This window comes from Rhizobium sp. 05L419, from assembly GCF_056397845.1.
In genome coordinates this window covers 77,560-92,724 of sequence record NZ_JBFTOF010000009.1, presented here as the reverse complement: position 1 = coordinate 92,724, position 15,165 = coordinate 77,560, and the positions used below count along the sequence as shown (strand labels likewise).

Here is a 15,165-nt window from a genome sequence, read left to right as displayed (position 1 = left end):
TTTTTGACGCGCGAGAAAAGGAAATCTTATCCCGCCTTCCAATGGCTTTCCATGTACATACGAAGAACGGCGTTCATCCGGGTCTGGTAGCCGCGTCCCTGCGATTTGAACCACTCCACGACATCAGCGTCGAATTTGGCGTTTACGGGGGCTTTTGGGGGCGGCATGCCAACGACAGCATCTGCCCATTCTGCCGCCGTATTGGAAGGATTTTCAGCGTCATGCTCTGCCATGCGCTCAATCTCGTCTTCCGTGAGGGCAGCCACACGCGCCCGATCCGTGCCCTTATTGATCGTGGATTTTGTCATAGTAGACTTTCCTTCCTTCACGACTTGCCTGGCGCACCGAGGCGAGGTTGTATTTTGCCGCCGCGTGGCGTGAAGGTGACGTTTGATCATACGATTCTTGAAATCGACCAGCGAATTATAACGCAATTCGCCATAGTCATGCGGACGGTCTTGGCGCGTGATCAGAAAACGATCGTCGAAGACCTCGTCGATATCCACAAAATCATAACCATGATTGGCGGCGTTCAATCCCTGTTTGCCATCGTCCCAGGTACATCTTGCAGTTTGTCCATCAACGAAACCTACACAATTATGTAGATTTCGCGATCCATGCTAGCTGGTAATTTTCCGCCCGCGCAGCGCCGCTGCCAGCATGCCGCGGATGCGCCGCGCGATCGCTGCGCTTGCGTGTTTGCGATTGGTATCCGGGCCGTATTCGACCGCCTCGCCAAAGCAGACATCCACCTCGAATGCGCCACATCGCAGCACATCCTTCAGGTGCGGCAACATCTCGACATCGCCGGGCCACGATGCCAGGGGGCGATGATACCGCCCCATCGGCAGGCCGTGGACGCCGGTATAGGCGACCGCAACGGGCTGAACGATGACGATGCCGGTTGGCGATGCCGGCACAGCCATCGCCGCCGCGCCGAAGAGCGAGGATTTGACGTCGAGTAGGCGGTTGCCGTCAGACGTCGTGCCTTCCGGAAAAAGCACGACGATCTCGCCATCCGCCATCCGGGCGGCGATCTCGTTTGCCTGGTGGCCGGTCCTGCGCTTTTCCTCGCGGACGACGAAGACGCTTTTCTGAAGCCTGGCAAGCGTCCCGAAGATCGGCCAGTCTCGGACCTCGACCTTGGCGATGAAAGCGACGTCGGCGACCGCCGAGAGCACCATGATGTCCATCCAGGAGGAGTGGTTGGCACACAACATCAAGGGTCTGTGCGTTTCCATCTTGCCGTGGACACGGATGCGGATGCCGAGACAGTAGCAGACGATGCGGTGCCAGATGCGCGGCAGCCGGCGCCGGAGCTTCCAATCGAAGCGCAGGGCCATCAGCTGCCAGGGCATGAGCAGGAGGCTGGCGACAAGGATGACGATACCGGCAAGGGCGACGCGCAGCCCGGCGATCAACTCGAACACTCCGCGGCGGCACTCATGAGCTCAGGGTTCGTCCTTCTTGAGCGGAATGCCGTAGAGCTCCAGCCGGTGGTCGACCAGCTTGAAGCCGTGCTCGCGGGCTATCCGCTCCTGGAGCGCTTCGATCTCGGGCGAGCGGAATTCGATGACGACTCCGGTCTTCAGATCGATCAGGTGGTCATGGTGTTCCTCCGGCACCGTCTCATAGCGCGAACGGCCGTCACGGAAGTCATGGCGGGCGATGATGCCGGCATCCTCGAACAGCTTGACCGTGCGGTAGACCGTGGAGATCGAGATCTTCGCATCGACCTTCACCGAGCGGCGATAGAGCTCTTCCACGTCGGGGTGATCTTCGGACTCTTCGAGAATGCGCGCGATGACGCGGCGCTGCTCGGTCATGCGCATGCCGCGTTCTGTGCAAAGCTCCTCAAGGGTCTTGGCCACGTCAGTCATGAGCCGCCTTCCGATCGTCAACGTTCCGCAACGGAACTAGCGAAGAACGCGCTTCATGACAAGCGCCGTGGAAACGGCGCCGTTCGCATCCTTGTAGTATCCACGACGTTCGCCCACCTTCTCGAAGCCGAGCTTGCGGTAGAGGCCGAGCGCGGCGGCGTTTCCGTCGTCGACCTCAAGGAACATGCTCTCGCCACCGCGCAGCTTCGCCTCGCGCATCGCTGCCTGCATCAGCCGCCAGCCGAGACCGGCCCGCGCCACCTTCGCCTGCACGGCGATCGCCAGGATTTCCGCCTCGCCGGCGACCTCGCGGGCAAGGACGAATCCCGGCAGCGGCTTCTTCAGGAAAGCATTGGTCTGGCGTGCCACGAAGCCGAAGACATTGCCTTGCGTCAGCAGGCTGTAGAACTCACCATCGCCCCACGGGCGGGCAAAGCGTTCGCCATGCAGGACCGCGACCGAGCGGCAGTCGTCGCTGTCCATCGCGACGATTTCGAATTCCGGCTTCAGCGTCAGATAGGATTCCAGCATGGTCATACTCGCGCAATCGCGAACCCGGCCTGCGGCTTGGCGTCAGGTCCGCGCAGATAAAGAGGTTTCGGCTTTCCGGAAGAGGTCTCGGCGGCAGCGCCGAGGCGCGCCACGATGGAAATCGGGCAGTGATTGGCGTGTTCGCCGGTCGCGTCCGGTTTGAGCAGTGGGGTCGCCGAGCCGGCAACAGCACCATCGAATTCCGCGGCAAACGCCTGCGCTTCCTCGATTGTCACGGCACGCGCCTCATCAATCGGGTTCCCGCCGGAATCGAAGGTTTGCAGATAGATCTCGTTGCGCTTGGCATCCATCGCAGCAAGCACCGGTTGGCCCGGCGACCGTTGCCGTTCCGCCTCCGCCATGACCGCGAGCGTCGTCACGCCAACGGCGGGAACAGCGAGGGACAGCGCAAACCCACGGGCAGCTGCCACGCCGACGCGAATGCCGGTGAAAGAGCCGGGTCCGACCGTGACGGCGATGCGCTCGACGGCGGAAAGAGTGATGCCCGCCTGGTCCAGCGCGCGATCTACGATCCCCATCAGATGCTCTGCATGCCCCTTGCCGATCATGTCCGATGCCTCCCCCAGCACCGTATCCCTGCCGCTGTCATAGAGAGCGGCAGCGCAATCCACACCTGCGGTGTCGAGCGCCAGTATGATCATGGCATCAATTTCCGAATAAAGCGTTCCTGACTGTCCATACATCGTGGCACCGCGTTTGCAAACGCTGCGCCATGGCGATTTCAGGTCCAGGTCGTCAGACGGCTTCGACTTCCTGCACTTCCGGAACGAAATGACGCAGCAAATTCTGTACGCCGTGCTTAAGCGTTGCCGTCGAGGACGGGCAGCCGGCGCACGAACCCTTCATGTTGAGGTAGACCTTGCCGTCCTTGAAGCCGCGGAAGGTGATGTCGCCGCCATCCTGGGCGACGGCCGGGCGGACCCGCGTTTCCAGCAGTTCCTTGATCGTCAGGACGATCGATTCATCGCCCTCATCGAAGAACTCGCCACCGGCATCGAGATCCTCGGAAAGGATGGATGCGTCACCCATGACCGGCTTGCCGGACATGAAGTGCTCCATGATCGAGCCGAGAATCGCTGGCTTCAGGTGCTGCCACTCCTGATCTTCCTTGGAAACGCTGATGAAGTCGTAGCCGAAGTAGACGCCGGTCACACCGGGGATTTCGAAAAGACGAGCGGCGAGCGGCGATGCCTGGGCCTCGTCAACGCTGAGGAACTCGGCAGTGCCGCTTTCCATGACGACCCGGCCCGGCAGGAACTTCTGCGTGGCGGGATTCGGCGTGGCTTCGGTCTGAATAAACATCTCGTTCTCCGTGCGGCAGGCATTTCGCCCGGGCCGTCTTTAGAATTCTTCAAAAGAGAAAATAAGCCGATTGGCGACTCTATTCAAGAGACCTGCACTCAAGAAAAGACGTCATGCCAGCGCGTCGAGTTCCTCGTCCGTCAATGTATCGGGAAGCACGGTGACGGGGATGGGAAAGGCAGCGCCACGACCGGCGACGGACGAAACCAGCGGTCCCGGCCCCTCCTTCGCGGAGCTGGCGGCAAGGACGAGGATCGCGATATCCCGGTCTTCCTCGATTTCGGCGTTGATCTGCTCGGCCGCACTTCCTTCGCGGATGACGATCTCCGGCTCGATGCCGATCGTCTCGCGCACCAGCTGCGCCGATTTCGCAACGACCGCCTCGGCTGCCTCCCGCGCCTCGGCCCGCATGATCTCTTCCACGCCCAGCCACTGCTGAAAGTCGCCTTCCGGGATCACGTAGACGAGCACGAGGCCGCCATTGGAGTTTTTCGCACGCCGGCCTGCATAATGGACGGCGCGCTGGCATTCGGGCGTGTCATCGATGACCGCCATGAATTTGCGGCGATGGCCTTCGAGCCGGGAGAGTCGTTTTGATACCATGGCGCAGACTCTGACACGCGATCCTGAGAATTTGCAAGTCCTCGTTTTGCCCCGATCGTTCGCCGGGAAAGCGAAGGGATCAGGCGGGCACGAGGCCATAAAGCAGCATGATTTCCTTTACATGCTCGATGTCGGGCTTGCCGACGACGTTCATCGCCGAGGCGATTTCTTCGAAGTAGCGACGGCCGATCAGTCCGGGTGTCATGGTGATGAGGACACGGGCGGTTTCAGCATGCAAATTCTCATGGATGTGTACGAAGCCGCGTGGAATGAACACCGTCTCACCCGGGTGCACCTCGTGCTTCTTCCCGTCGATGGTGGTCGTCATCGTTCCGGATATTCCGTAGATCACCTCGTCCACTTCGCGGTGGAAATGCGCAACCGGCACTCTGGCTTGCGATGGCACGACGAACTCGAACATCACGAGGCTCTCCGAACTCTGATCCTCGTCGATCAGGAACCGGACTTCCATGGTGCCGATTTGGATGAGCCTGCGATCACGCATCAGAGCCTCCAACGGGTGCGATGAGAGTACGCTGAGGTCCCCGGTTCGACAAGTGCGGGCGGCCTTGGCCGCCCGCACAAAGTATCAGTAGAGGAAGCCGACGATGTCGCGGACTTCCTTCATGGTGACTTCGGCGCGTGCCCTTGCGCGCTCGCCGCCGTTGCGCAGGATCGCGTCGATGTGGCTCGTATCGCTCATCAGGCGGCGCATCTCGGCGGTGATCGGTGAGAGAACGGTGACGGCCAGATCGATCAGTGCCGGCTTGAACACCGAAAACTGCTGGCCGCCGAATTCGGCGAGCACTTCCGCCTTCTTCCTGTCGGCGAGCGCTGCGTAGATGCCGACGAGATTGTCAGCCTCGGGGCGACCCTTCAGGCCGTCGAGCTCCCCAGGCAAGCCTTCCGGGTCGGTCTTGGCCTTGCGGATCTTCTTCGAAATCGCGTCCTCGTCGTCCATCAGGTTGATGCGCGATAGATCGGACGGATCGGACTTCGACATTTTCTTGGTGCCGTCGCGCAGCGACATGACGCGCGGGGCAGGACCATCGATGAGTGGCTCCACCATCGGGAAATACGCATGCACCGGTTCGTTGCCAACGGTGATGTCGATGCCGTAGCCTGCCTTGCGGATGTGCTCCGCATAGTCGAGGTTGAATTTCATCGCGATGTCGCGGGCAAGCTCCAGATGCTGCTTCTGGTCGTCGCCGACAGGAACATGGGTTCCGCGGTAGACCAGAATGTCGGCGGCCATCAGGCTCGGATAGGCGTAGAGGCCGAGCGAGGCCTGCTCGCGGTCCTTGCCGGCCTTGTCCTTGAACTGCGTCATCCGGTTCATCCAGCCGATGCGCGCGACGCAATTGAAGATCCAGGCCAGCTCCGCATGCTGCGGCACGGCCGATTGATTGAAAACGATATGCTTTTCCGGGTCGATGCCTGACGCGATGAAGGCGGCTGCGATCGAACGGATCTGGTTCGGCATGTCCTCGTGCACCAGCTGCGCCGTCAGCGCATGCATGTCGACGACGCAGTACATGCAGTCGTTGCCGTCCTGCAGCGCCACGAACTTGCGGATCGCGCCGAGATAATTGCCGAGATGGAGATTTCCTGTCGGCTGGACGCCGGAGAAGACGACTTTCTTGAATTCGCGCATTCTGTCCTCGATTAGGCTTGTGGAGGGCCCCAGGGCCAACGGCCCATGTTGCTAACGTCGCGGCTTATGCACGTGGGAGGGGCAGCAATCAAGGGGCTCTCAGTGGTTGCCTGTCAGCCGGGACATTGCTCCACGCGCACCTCATCCTTCACGCGGCCTCGTCGCCCGTCGTTTGACCATGCCTGCTTATTCGGACCGGCCGCTGAAAATTGCCGCGTAGGAGTAGAGTTATATGGCGCTTCCCCTGGGGACCTTTTGTGCCGCATTGGCACGTCCAGAGCTCAACTCGGCGAAGCACGCCTCCGTATCCGGAGGGAGACCAACTCCTGCGAACCCCGAGAGAACATACGTCGTTCTCCCACACCCAGCGCCGATCCCGCCTCGCCGCAACGCCTTGCGGTGTATCCGATGCCGGGACGGGGTGATTTTAGATGTGGGTTCGGCGAGCGGGGACAATCGCGGCAAATTTCCGCTAAGCCACTGACTTTGCTCATCTGCGCTAACATCTTCATCCCCTTGGTCGCTGAGATTGCTCATCTGCGCGAACACCAACATCCCACCTCCTTCCCGTCACAAGCACAGGAATGAGGGCAGGAAAGTGGAGGTGTCGCGGTGAAGGAGGGGCACCGGTGACGCCTAACGGTGTATCCGAAGACGGAGCGGAGAAGATCGGTTTGAATTTTTCTGTGAATTTTCTAATTCAATTTTAATTGTTCGGTAATTTATACTTCTTTTTAGGTATATTGAATTTATCAAATCGACGTAAATAAGGGGGTAGACGACTTGTAGTCGGTATTAAATTTCACAAAAAGGCCATTTTTTGGGAATGCGTTTCCGTCCGCAAATATGAGCATCGGACTTTGCCGATGCCGTTCTCGGGGGAAATAACCATGCACACTGCATTTTCCATCGCGATTGCCGGTCTTTTCAGCCTTTCCTGCTTTGACGGCGCTGGTGCCCAGAACGTGCGTAAACTTTCTATCGGACCTCTGAAAAATCCGCAGGCCGTTGCCTACACCTTGCAAACCGTCAGCGTGCGAGCGAGTTGCTTTCCGCCGCAACTGAGGGGAATTTTAGTCTATATCGCCATGAGGACAGGGCGCCGGCCGCTGGTCACATCGGGCTTCCGACCGCATTCGGGACGGTCGCATTCGCAGCACCGCAACTGCGCCGCCGCCGATATCCGCGTACCGGGGGTCTCCGATCGAACGATCGTCGCGATCGCTGCCGAGGCGCCGGGCATCGGCGGCATCGGCCGCTACTGCAACGGGATCGTTCATGTCGATGTCGGCCCGAAACGGCGGTGGGTTTACTGCTAGGGCAATTCCAGAAAAAGCGCGTAGCGGTTTTGCGTACGGGTATCCGGCTTTCGCGCTAAATCCAGCTATAAACTCATGATCTAGATCAGGATTCAGATGTCAGGTCGATCAGGCCTGACATCATCCTGTTCTAGCCGTCGGTCTTTACAGCGGGCTTGCGGTTGAGGTTGCGCCGGATCATGCCGAGGTTTGCGCCGCCGATCAGGAACGCGGTCGCGAAATAGACGACCATCGCAATGGCGATCAACAGGCCGAGCGTGCCGACCTTCGTCAAAAGCGATGCGCTGGAAGCGAGCGACGGTTCCCAGCGGTGCTGCAGATACATGATCACCCCGCCCATGACCGCTGCCGAAACGACGAGAAGGGCGGCGCGGCGCGCAAGCGCCCCTTCCCAGGCGAGGTGGCCGCGACGCAACAGCGTCCCGAACAGCAGTACGGTGCTGATCCAGCCTGCCGTCGCCTCGGCAACGGCGATGCCGGGTGCGCCCAGATGCGGAAACAGCGTCAGTGCCGTGGCGCAGTTGACGGCGACGGCGACGGCCGAAAACCGCATCGGCGTTTTGGTGTCCTCGCGGGCGTAGAAGCCCGGCTGCAATGCCTTGATCAGCACGAAAGCGGGCAGGCCGATACCGTATATCGCCAGAATGGAGCCGACGATCGCGGTGTTTTCCTGATGGAACGCGCCGCGCTCGTAGAGCACGCGGATGATTTCGTCGGAGAGAATCCAGAGCGCGAAGGCCGCCGGGATCGTCAGGAACAGGACGAACTCGATCGAGCGGTTCTGCAGGTTTCCCGCCTCGCGCAGATGGCCGCCCTTGAGCGCCCGGGCGAGTTCCGGCAAAAGCACCACGCCGACGGCCACGCCGACGACGCCGAGCGGAAGCTGATAGATGCGGTCGGCATACTGCAGCGCCGCAATGGCGCCCTCGCGGCTGGACGCGATTGCCTGGCCGATCATCTGGTTGATCTGCGTGATGCCGCCCGTGACAGCCGCCGGGATAGCGAGGATGAGCAGCCGTTTGACGTTGGGCGTGAAGCGCGGGAAGCGAAGCCCGATGCTCATGCCCGCGTGGAGGACGCCGAAATAGACGACCGCAAGCTGCAGCACGCCCGCTATGAGCACGCCCCAGGAGAGATACCACGCGGTCGCCAGCGGTTCCGCGCCGGTGTAGAGCGCATAGAACAGCGCGCCGATCATCACGACGTTGAGGAAAACAGGTGCAATCGCCGCTGCGAAGAAATGATGCAGCGAATTCAGCATACCGCTCATCATCGCCGTCAGCGACATGCACATGAGGTAGGGGAACATCACCGCCGCCATGCGCACGGTGATGTCGAACTTATCAGGATCGTTGGTGAAGCCCGGCGCGATGACAAAGCGCACCAGAAGCGGCATCGCCAACTCCATGACGATGGTGATGAGCAGCAGCACCGAAAACAGAACGCCGAAGACTTCCTCGGAAAACCGCTTGGCCCCGTCGATACCGTTCGCCTCGATTTCCTTGGCAAACAGCGGCACGAAGGCGGCGTTGAACGCGCCCTCGGCAAATAGCCGGCGGAACAGGTTCGGAAAACGGAAGGCGGCATAGAAGACGTCGGCCATCGGGCCGGTGCCGAGCGCGGCCGCCATCAGCGTTTCACGGGCAAAGCCGAAGATGCGGCTGCCGAGCGTGGCGCCGCCGACGGTGGCGAATTTCTTGACAAGGCTCATGCGTACAGGCTCATGCGGTTGAATCCGCTTTCTTTTCAGTCGGGTCGCCGCTGCGTTGCGTGGTCGCCGGCGCGATGATGCCGGAGGGCATGCGCTCGCGCAGCTCGTCCTGCTCCTCAGCCATGACGGCCTTCATCCGTGCGGTGATGTTGGATCGCTTGCTGTCGCCGGAAATCTTCTGGCCGACAAGGTCGGTGACGTAGAAGGTGTCGATCACCTTCTCGCCGAAGGTGGTAATGCGAGCCGACTGGATGTCGAGCGACAGGTCGGAAAGCACGGCGGTCACCTCGGACAGCAGGCCCGGCCGGTCGAGGCACTCGATCTCGATGACGGTGAACTTGTTCGACAGGCTGTTGGAGATGTTGACCGATGGCGGAATGACGAAGGCCTTGCTCTTCCTGCGGTTCTTTGCGCGGGTGGCAATCACCTCGGGCAGGCGCTTGCGGCCGGAAAGAACGTCCTCGATCATCCGCCCGATGGTGCCGGCCCGACGCAGCTCGTCGGCGTCGTCCTTGAACTCGCGGCTGACGTGGATCGTATCAAGCGCGCGCCCGTCCGAGGTCGTGAAGATCTGCGCATCGACGATGTTGGCACCGGCGGCAGCGCAGGCGCCGGCGATGACGGCAAGCAGGCGCGGATGGTCGGGCGAGAGCACGGTGATCTCGGTTATGGCATGGAAGCTGTCGGTGCGCACCATCGTCGCCAGCGCCTGGCCCGACTTGTCCGCCTGGCGGATGAAGCCGGCGTGACGCACCTGGTCTTCCAGCGGCACCGAAAGCAGGTAGGGCTGGTAGTGCAGCGCGCTGTAGGTCTTGCGGTCCTCCTGGCTCCAGTCGGACAGCGCGTTGAACAGCGCTTCGGCCGCGGAGTTGGCACGCTCCTTGCGGGAGACCTCGGAGAATCCGCCGGCGAGCAGTAGCTCGGTCTCGTAATAGAGCGTGCGCAGAAGCTGGCCCTTCCAGCCGTTCCAGACGCCTGGACCGACGGCGCGTATGTCGCAGATCGTCAGGATCAGCAGCATCTTCAGCCGGTCGAGCGACTGCACCCGGTCGGCGAAGTCGGTGATCGTCTTGCGGTCGGTGAGGTCGCGGGTCTGGGCGACCATGGACATCGTCAGATGTTCCTCGATCAGCCAGACGACCGTCTCCGTCTGTTTCTGCGACAGCCCGAAGCGGGCGCAGAGTTTGCGGGCGACGCGCGCACCGGCGATCGAATGATCCTCCTGGCGGCCCTTGGCGATATCATGCAGCAGGACGGCGACATAGAGTGCCTCGCGGTCTTCGATCCCGGGCATCAGCTTGTTGGCAAGCGGGTGCAGGTCGTCGGCATTGCCCTTGTCGATCTCCGACAGAACGTCGACCGTGCGGATCAGATGCTCGTCCACCGTATAGTGGTGGTACATGTTGAACTGCATCATGGCGACGATCTTGCCGAACTCGGGGATGAAGCGGCCGAGCACGCCGGCCTCGTTCATGCGCCTCAGGATCAGCGCCGGATCGCGCTTGGAGGTGAGGATCGACATGAAGAGGCGGTTTGCCTCCTCGCCTTCCCGAAGAGCACTGTCGATCAGGCTCAACGACCGCGTGACGCGCTTCAGCGCATCCGGGTGGAACTCCAGCCCGTTGATATCGGCAACATGGAACAGGCGGATGATGTTGACGGGATCGTGCTTGAACACGTCGGGGCTGGCGAGCGCGATGCGGCCGCGATCCTCCATGAAATCGGTGCTGCCGGCAATCTTGCGGCTGCGATGGGCAAAGCGGCTGATGACGCCCGACAGCCCAGGCGTCGACTTTGCCTGCTGGTCTTCGAGCGCCGCGCAGAGGATGCGGGTGAGATCGCCAACGTCCTTGGCCACCAGGAAGTAGTGTTTCATGAAGCGCTCGACGGCCGAAAGGCCGGGGCGCGAATGATAGCCGAGGGCTTCGGCGATCTCGCGCTGGATGTCGAAGGAGAGGCGTTCCTCCGCCTTGCCGGTCAGGAAATGCATGTGGCAGCGCACGGCCCAGAGGAAATCGTCGGCCTTTTCGAACAGCCGGTATTCATGCTTGGAGAGAACGCCGACAGCTACGAGCTCGGCCGTGTCGCGGACGTGGTAGTAGTATTTCGAGATCCAGAAAAGCGTGTGCAGGTCACGCAGTCCGCCCTTGCCCTCCTTGACGTTCGGCTCGACGAGATAGCGCGTGTCGCCAGCCTTGCGGTGGCGCTCGTCGCGCTCAGCAAGCTTGGCGGCGATGAATTCGGGGCCGGTGCCAGTGACGATTTCCTTGTCGAAGCGCGTTTCGAGGTCCGTCTCCAGCGACTTCAGGCCGCAGATGAAACGCATCTCCAGGATCGCAGTGCGGATCGTCATGTCGGACTTGGAAAGCGCGATGCATTCTTCCAGCGTGCGGGTCGCATGCCCGACCTTGAAGCCCATGTCCCAGAGGACATAGAGCATAAACTCGACAGCCTTGTGGGTTTCTTCCGCCGGCTTCGGCTGGAACAGGAAGAGAAGGTCGATGTCGGACCCGGGCGCCAGCGTATCGCGGCCGTAGCCGCCGACGGCTGTCACCGCGAACTTGTCTTTCTGTGCCGGAAAGACATACGCCGTCGCGAATCCGTAGAGAACGGTGATGATCTGGTCCTGCAGCCAGGAGATCCGGCGCGCACAATTGAGGCCGCTGCCGTCGACGGAGAGGAGTTCCCGCGCCTTGTCGCGACCTTCGCTGCTTGCCTTCTTGAGAATGGCGAGCAGATCCGAACGCATGACATCGGGCTGGTGCCGATTGGCCTCGGCCACGGCGTCGCACATCTGTCGCAGATAGGCCGCGTCGAGGATATCTGAGAAATCGATGGTGCTCGTCATCGCCATGCGCAGGGCGGCTTCCTGTTCGCGCGGCGCGACCGCGTTCTGGTCCGCCTCTCGTTTCGTCTGCATGCGCTATAGCCTCTTTACCCCGTGTTTGACACGGGCTTTCATACTGCAAGAACCTTTAATTTTGGCGAAAAGGTGGTGTCCTCCTCCGTCTCGGGGAGAAGGCGGCCACGTCACCGCGATCAGGCCGCGAATTGTGCCTTCATGGAATAGAGGACCTGGCGTGTTTCGCTGGCGATTTCGTCGAGGGTCTGCTTGTCGCATTCGCGGTATCCGGCCTTGGCAATCGCCAGCGCGAGATCGGAGATGACGGCGCAGCAACGGGTAATTTCCAGCATTCCACAGGGCGAGGCCCATCCGCGTGGATTGCCGTGCTCGTCTGCAAGCCGTAGCGCTTCGACGGCAGTGAAGATGTTGGCGAGAATCTGCGTCTCATGCAGGAGGCGGTCCAGGAACATCGTCTAACCCTGCTTCAGCTTCTTCTTCAGATCGTACAGCGCATCCAGCGCCTCGCGCGGCGTCATGTCATCCAGGCTCATGCTTTTCAGCGCTTCGTCGACTTTCGACGGCCCGCGTGCAGCGTCTTCGCGCCGCACCGCCACCTGGAACAGCGGCAGGTCGTCGATCAGCTGGCTCGCCGGGTTCTTGCGGTCAGCATCTTCGAGCCGGGTCAGCACATCGCGGGCGCGCGCCACGACCGAGGCCGGCAGACCGGCGAGACGGGCGACCTGGATGCCGTAGGAGCGGTCGGCCGCTCCGGGTCCGACCTCATGCAGGAAGATGACGTCGCCGTCCCACTCCTTCACGCGCATCGTCGCGTTCGACAGCCGCGCAAGCTTTTCCGAAAGTACGGTCAATTCATGGAAATGTGTGGCGAAAAGTCCGCGGCAGCGGTTCGCTTCGTGCAGATGCTCGACCGAGGCCCAGGCGATGGAAAGGCCGTCGAACGTCGCAGTCCCACGGCCGATTTCGTCGAGGATGACAAGCGACCGCTCGGTCGCCTGGTTGAGGATCGCCGCCGTCTCGACCATCTCGACCATGAAGGTCGAGCGCCCGCGCGCCAGATCGTCGGACGCGCCGACGCGCGAGAACAGTCGATCGACGATGCCGATATGGGCTGATGCCGCAGGCACGAAGGATCCCATCTGCGCGAGGATCGAGATCAGCGCGTTCTGCCGCAGGAACGTCGACTTGCCGCCCATGTTGGGACCGGTGAGCAGCCAGATTGCCCCGTCCTTGCCGTCGGCAACCGGCGAGAGGTCGCAATTGTTGGCAACGAACGGACCGGAGGACTGGCGACGCAATGCCTGCTCGACGACGGGATGCCGTCCGCCCTCGATCGCGAACATCTTTGAGCCGTCGACAACCGGGCGGCAGTAGGCTTGCTCGTCTGCCAGCAATGCGAGCCCGGCTGCGACATCGACGATGGCGAGTGCCCGGGCGCCTGTCTTGATCGCCTCCGCTTCGGCAACGACGGCCGACGTCATTCGGTCGAAGGCCGCGAGTTCGATGGAAAGCGCCCGATCGGCTGCATTGGCGATTCGGCTTTCGAGATCCGCAAGCTCGGTCGTCGTGAAGCGCATCGCATTCGCCATCGTCTGGCGATGGATGAAGCGGGCCTTGGCTTCCTGTGTATCCGTCATCGGCCCGGCATTGCCGGCGGTCACCTCGATGAAGTAGCCGAGCACATTGTTGTGCTTGATCTTCAGCGACTTGATGCCGGTCTCGTCGGCATACTGCAGCTGCAGGCCGGCGATCACCCGGCGCGATTGATCGCGCAGTGCCCTGACCTCGTCGAGCTCGGCGCTGGCGCCGTCGCGCAGAAAGCCGCCGTCGCGTTTGAGAAGCGGCAGCTCGTCGCCCAGCGTTTCAAAAAGCAGTTGCGACAGATCGGATGGCAAGGCGCGCAGCCCGCCCAGCGCCTGCGCCAGTTCCTCCGGCAGCAGCGCGCCGCCCAGCAGCTCGGCCACGTCGGCAGCGGCCATCAAGCCCTGGCGGATCGCCGCCAGATCGCGCGGTCCGCCGCGATCGAGCGCAAGGCGCGATAGCGCCCGCGGCATGTCGGGCACATGCTTCAGATGATCGCGCAGGTCGCCGCAGAGCGACGGCTCCTCGATGAGGAAGCCGATCGAATCCAGCCGCTCGTTGATGCGGGCGGGATCCGTCAGCGGCGACATCAGCCGCTCGGCGAGCAGCCGCGCCCCGCTGCCGGTGACGGTGCGGTCGATCGCCTTCAGCAGCGAGCCGTTGCGATCGCCGGACAGCGTCCGGGCAAGCTCGAGGTTCGCGCGCGTCGCCGGATCGATGAAGAGGGTCGAGGCCGCACTTTCCCGCTCCGGCTTGCCGAGCGGTGGCCGTTCAGCGATCTGCGTCTTCTCGACATAGGCGACGGCCGCGGCAGCCGCCGCGAGCTCGGCTCGCGAGAAAGTGCCGAAACCGTCTAGCGTCGAGACGCCGAAGTAGCGCGCAATGCGGCCCTCCGCCGTGGCGCTGTCGAACAACACGGAAGGCTGCGGAACGGCCGTGCGCCCGAGAACGTCGAAGACCGGCTTCAGCTCGGGATCGTGAAACATCGTGTCCGGCAGGATCAGCTCGCGCGGGTCGATCCGCAGGATATCGGCCAGCAGCCGCGACGCCTCGGTCTCTGCGAGGCGGAAGACGCCGGTGGAAATGTCGATCCAGGCCAGGGCCATCAGCGGCTCGGACGCGCCGCGAATCCGGGTAAGCGCCATCAGATAATTCGATTCCGAAGGCGAAAGCAGCTTTTCCTCGGTGATCGTGCCCGGCGTCACCAGCCGGACGACGTCGCGCTTGACGACCGATTTGGCGCCGCGCTTCCTGGCTTCCGCCGGGTCCTCGATCTGCTCGCAGACCGCGACGCGGAAGCCGAGCCCGATCAGCTTCTGCAGGTAGTCGTCGGCCGCGTGCACGGGAACGCCGCACATGGGGATGTCCTGCCCCATGTGCTGGCCGCGCTTGGTCAGCGTGATGCCGAGCGCGCGGGATGCTTCCAGTGCATCCTCGAAGAACAATTCGTAGAAGTCGCCCATGCGGTAGAACAGCAGCGAGTCAGGGTTGTTGGCCTTGATCTCGATGAATTGCTCCATCATCGGCGTCGCCGAGGCGCGACTTTCCTCCGTTGCGAGCTCGGCAGCCGAAAAGGCTTCGTGTCTGGAGTCCATTCGTTCGTTCACGGAGGTGCAGTTTTTCCCAAAAAAGAGGTGCCAACCCTATCCGCCCGCCGCTATAGATGACAACCGCGATTGAGGAAGAGCAACGCGTCACCC

At 62.0% G+C, this 15,165-nt stretch carries 14 protein-coding genes and 1 pseudogene; 1 reads left to right on the top strand and 14 read right to left on the bottom strand.

Translation table 11 applies throughout. The features are described 5' to 3' along the window. Nucleotides 1–26: 26 nt before the first annotated feature. The 10 genes and pseudogenes from AC1DMK_RS14170 to trpS all read right to left on the bottom strand — a co-directional run bounded on the left by AC1DMK_RS14170 (nucleotide 27) and on the right by trpS (nucleotide 5,991). Complete coding sequence (locus AC1DMK_RS14170; RefSeq protein ID WP_477859898.1) at nucleotides 27–167, bottom strand: BrnA antitoxin family protein; 141 nt, start codon at nucleotides 165–167, stop codon at nucleotides 27–29. A gap of 237 nt (nucleotides 168–404) precedes the next feature. Further along, nucleotides 405–545: pseudogene (locus AC1DMK_RS14165) on the bottom strand (BrnT family toxin); the annotation flags it as partial. A gap of 75 nt (nucleotides 546–620) precedes the next feature. After that, nucleotides 621–1,421 (bottom strand): lyso-ornithine lipid O-acyltransferase, encoded by an 801-nt coding sequence (gene olsA, locus AC1DMK_RS14160; RefSeq protein ID WP_037065697.1) that lies wholly within the window; start codon nucleotides 1,419–1,421, stop codon nucleotides 621–623. Between the two features lie 30 nt (nucleotides 1,422–1,451). Further along, on the bottom strand, nucleotides 1,452–1,880 hold the full coding sequence (locus AC1DMK_RS14155; RefSeq protein ID WP_477859767.1) for a Fur family transcriptional regulator: 429 nt from the start codon (nucleotides 1,878–1,880) through the stop codon (nucleotides 1,452–1,454). A gap of 36 nt (nucleotides 1,881–1,916) precedes the next feature. Then, entirely contained in the window at nucleotides 1,917–2,417 is a 501-nt protein-coding gene (locus AC1DMK_RS14150) for a GNAT family N-acetyltransferase (RefSeq protein WP_196246796.1), read from the bottom strand. Then, nucleotides 2,414–3,073 carry a tRNA (adenosine(37)-N6)-threonylcarbamoyltransferase complex dimerization subunit type 1 TsaB gene (gene tsaB, locus AC1DMK_RS14145; protein ID WP_037065671.1) on the bottom strand — a complete coding sequence of 220 codons (660 nt, stop codon included), beginning with the start codon at nucleotides 3,071–3,073 and terminating at the stop codon, nucleotides 2,414–2,416. Before tsaB ends, AC1DMK_RS14150 begins: the two co-directional genes overlap by 4 nt. A 94-nt stretch (nucleotides 3,074–3,167) precedes the next feature. Then, nucleotides 3,168–3,734 carry a NifU family protein gene (locus tag AC1DMK_RS14140; protein WP_037065673.1) on the bottom strand — a complete coding sequence of 189 codons (567 nt, stop codon included), beginning with the start codon at nucleotides 3,732–3,734 and terminating at the stop codon, nucleotides 3,168–3,170. 111 nt (nucleotides 3,735–3,845) lie between these two features. Further along, a complete protein-coding gene (locus AC1DMK_RS14135) occupies nucleotides 3,846–4,337 on the bottom strand; it encodes a universal stress protein (RefSeq protein WP_037065675.1) in 492 nt (163 codons plus the stop codon). A 79-nt stretch (nucleotides 4,338–4,416) separates the two neighbouring features. Next, the gene (locus AC1DMK_RS14130) at nucleotides 4,417–4,842 is read right to left on the bottom strand and encodes a cupin domain-containing protein (RefSeq protein WP_037065677.1); all 426 of its coding nucleotides are present in this window, start codon (nucleotides 4,840–4,842) and stop codon (nucleotides 4,417–4,419) included. Between the two features lie 84 nt (nucleotides 4,843–4,926). Continuing rightward, nucleotides 4,927–5,991 (bottom strand): tryptophan--tRNA ligase, encoded by a 1,065-nt coding sequence (gene trpS, locus AC1DMK_RS14125; RefSeq protein ID WP_477859762.1) that lies wholly within the window; start codon nucleotides 5,989–5,991, stop codon nucleotides 4,927–4,929. A gap of 890 nt (nucleotides 5,992–6,881) precedes the next feature. On the opposite strand from trpS, the gene AC1DMK_RS14120 reads away from it, so the two are divergent. Then, complete coding sequence (locus AC1DMK_RS14120) at nucleotides 6,882–7,310, top strand: peptidoglycan L,D-endopeptidase MepK (RefSeq protein WP_037065682.1); 429 nt, start codon at nucleotides 6,882–6,884, stop codon at nucleotides 7,308–7,310. Nucleotides 7,311–7,440: 130 nt separating this feature from the next. On the opposite strand, the gene murJ is transcribed toward AC1DMK_RS14120, so the two are convergent. The 4 genes from murJ to mutS form a co-directional block, all read right to left on the bottom strand. Then, on the bottom strand, nucleotides 7,441–9,021 hold the full coding sequence (gene murJ / locus AC1DMK_RS14115) for a murein biosynthesis integral membrane protein MurJ (RefSeq protein ID WP_477859760.1): 1,581 nt from the start codon (nucleotides 9,019–9,021) through the stop codon (nucleotides 7,441–7,443). Nucleotides 9,022–9,031: 10 nt separating this feature from the next. After that, a complete protein-coding gene (locus AC1DMK_RS14110) occupies nucleotides 9,032–11,941 on the bottom strand; it encodes a [protein-PII] uridylyltransferase (RefSeq protein WP_477859758.1) in 2,910 nt (969 codons plus the stop codon). Between the two features lie 119 nt (nucleotides 11,942–12,060). After that, nucleotides 12,061–12,336, bottom strand: coding sequence for a hypothetical protein (locus AC1DMK_RS14105; RefSeq protein ID WP_037060520.1), 276 nt, complete (start codon nucleotides 12,334–12,336; stop codon nucleotides 12,061–12,063). 3 nt (nucleotides 12,337–12,339) lie between these two features. Next, on the bottom strand, nucleotides 12,340–15,060 hold the full coding sequence (mutS, locus tag AC1DMK_RS14100; protein WP_477859755.1) for a DNA mismatch repair protein MutS: 2,721 nt from the start codon (nucleotides 15,058–15,060) through the stop codon (nucleotides 12,340–12,342). Nucleotides 15,061–15,165 lie beyond the last annotated feature (105 nt).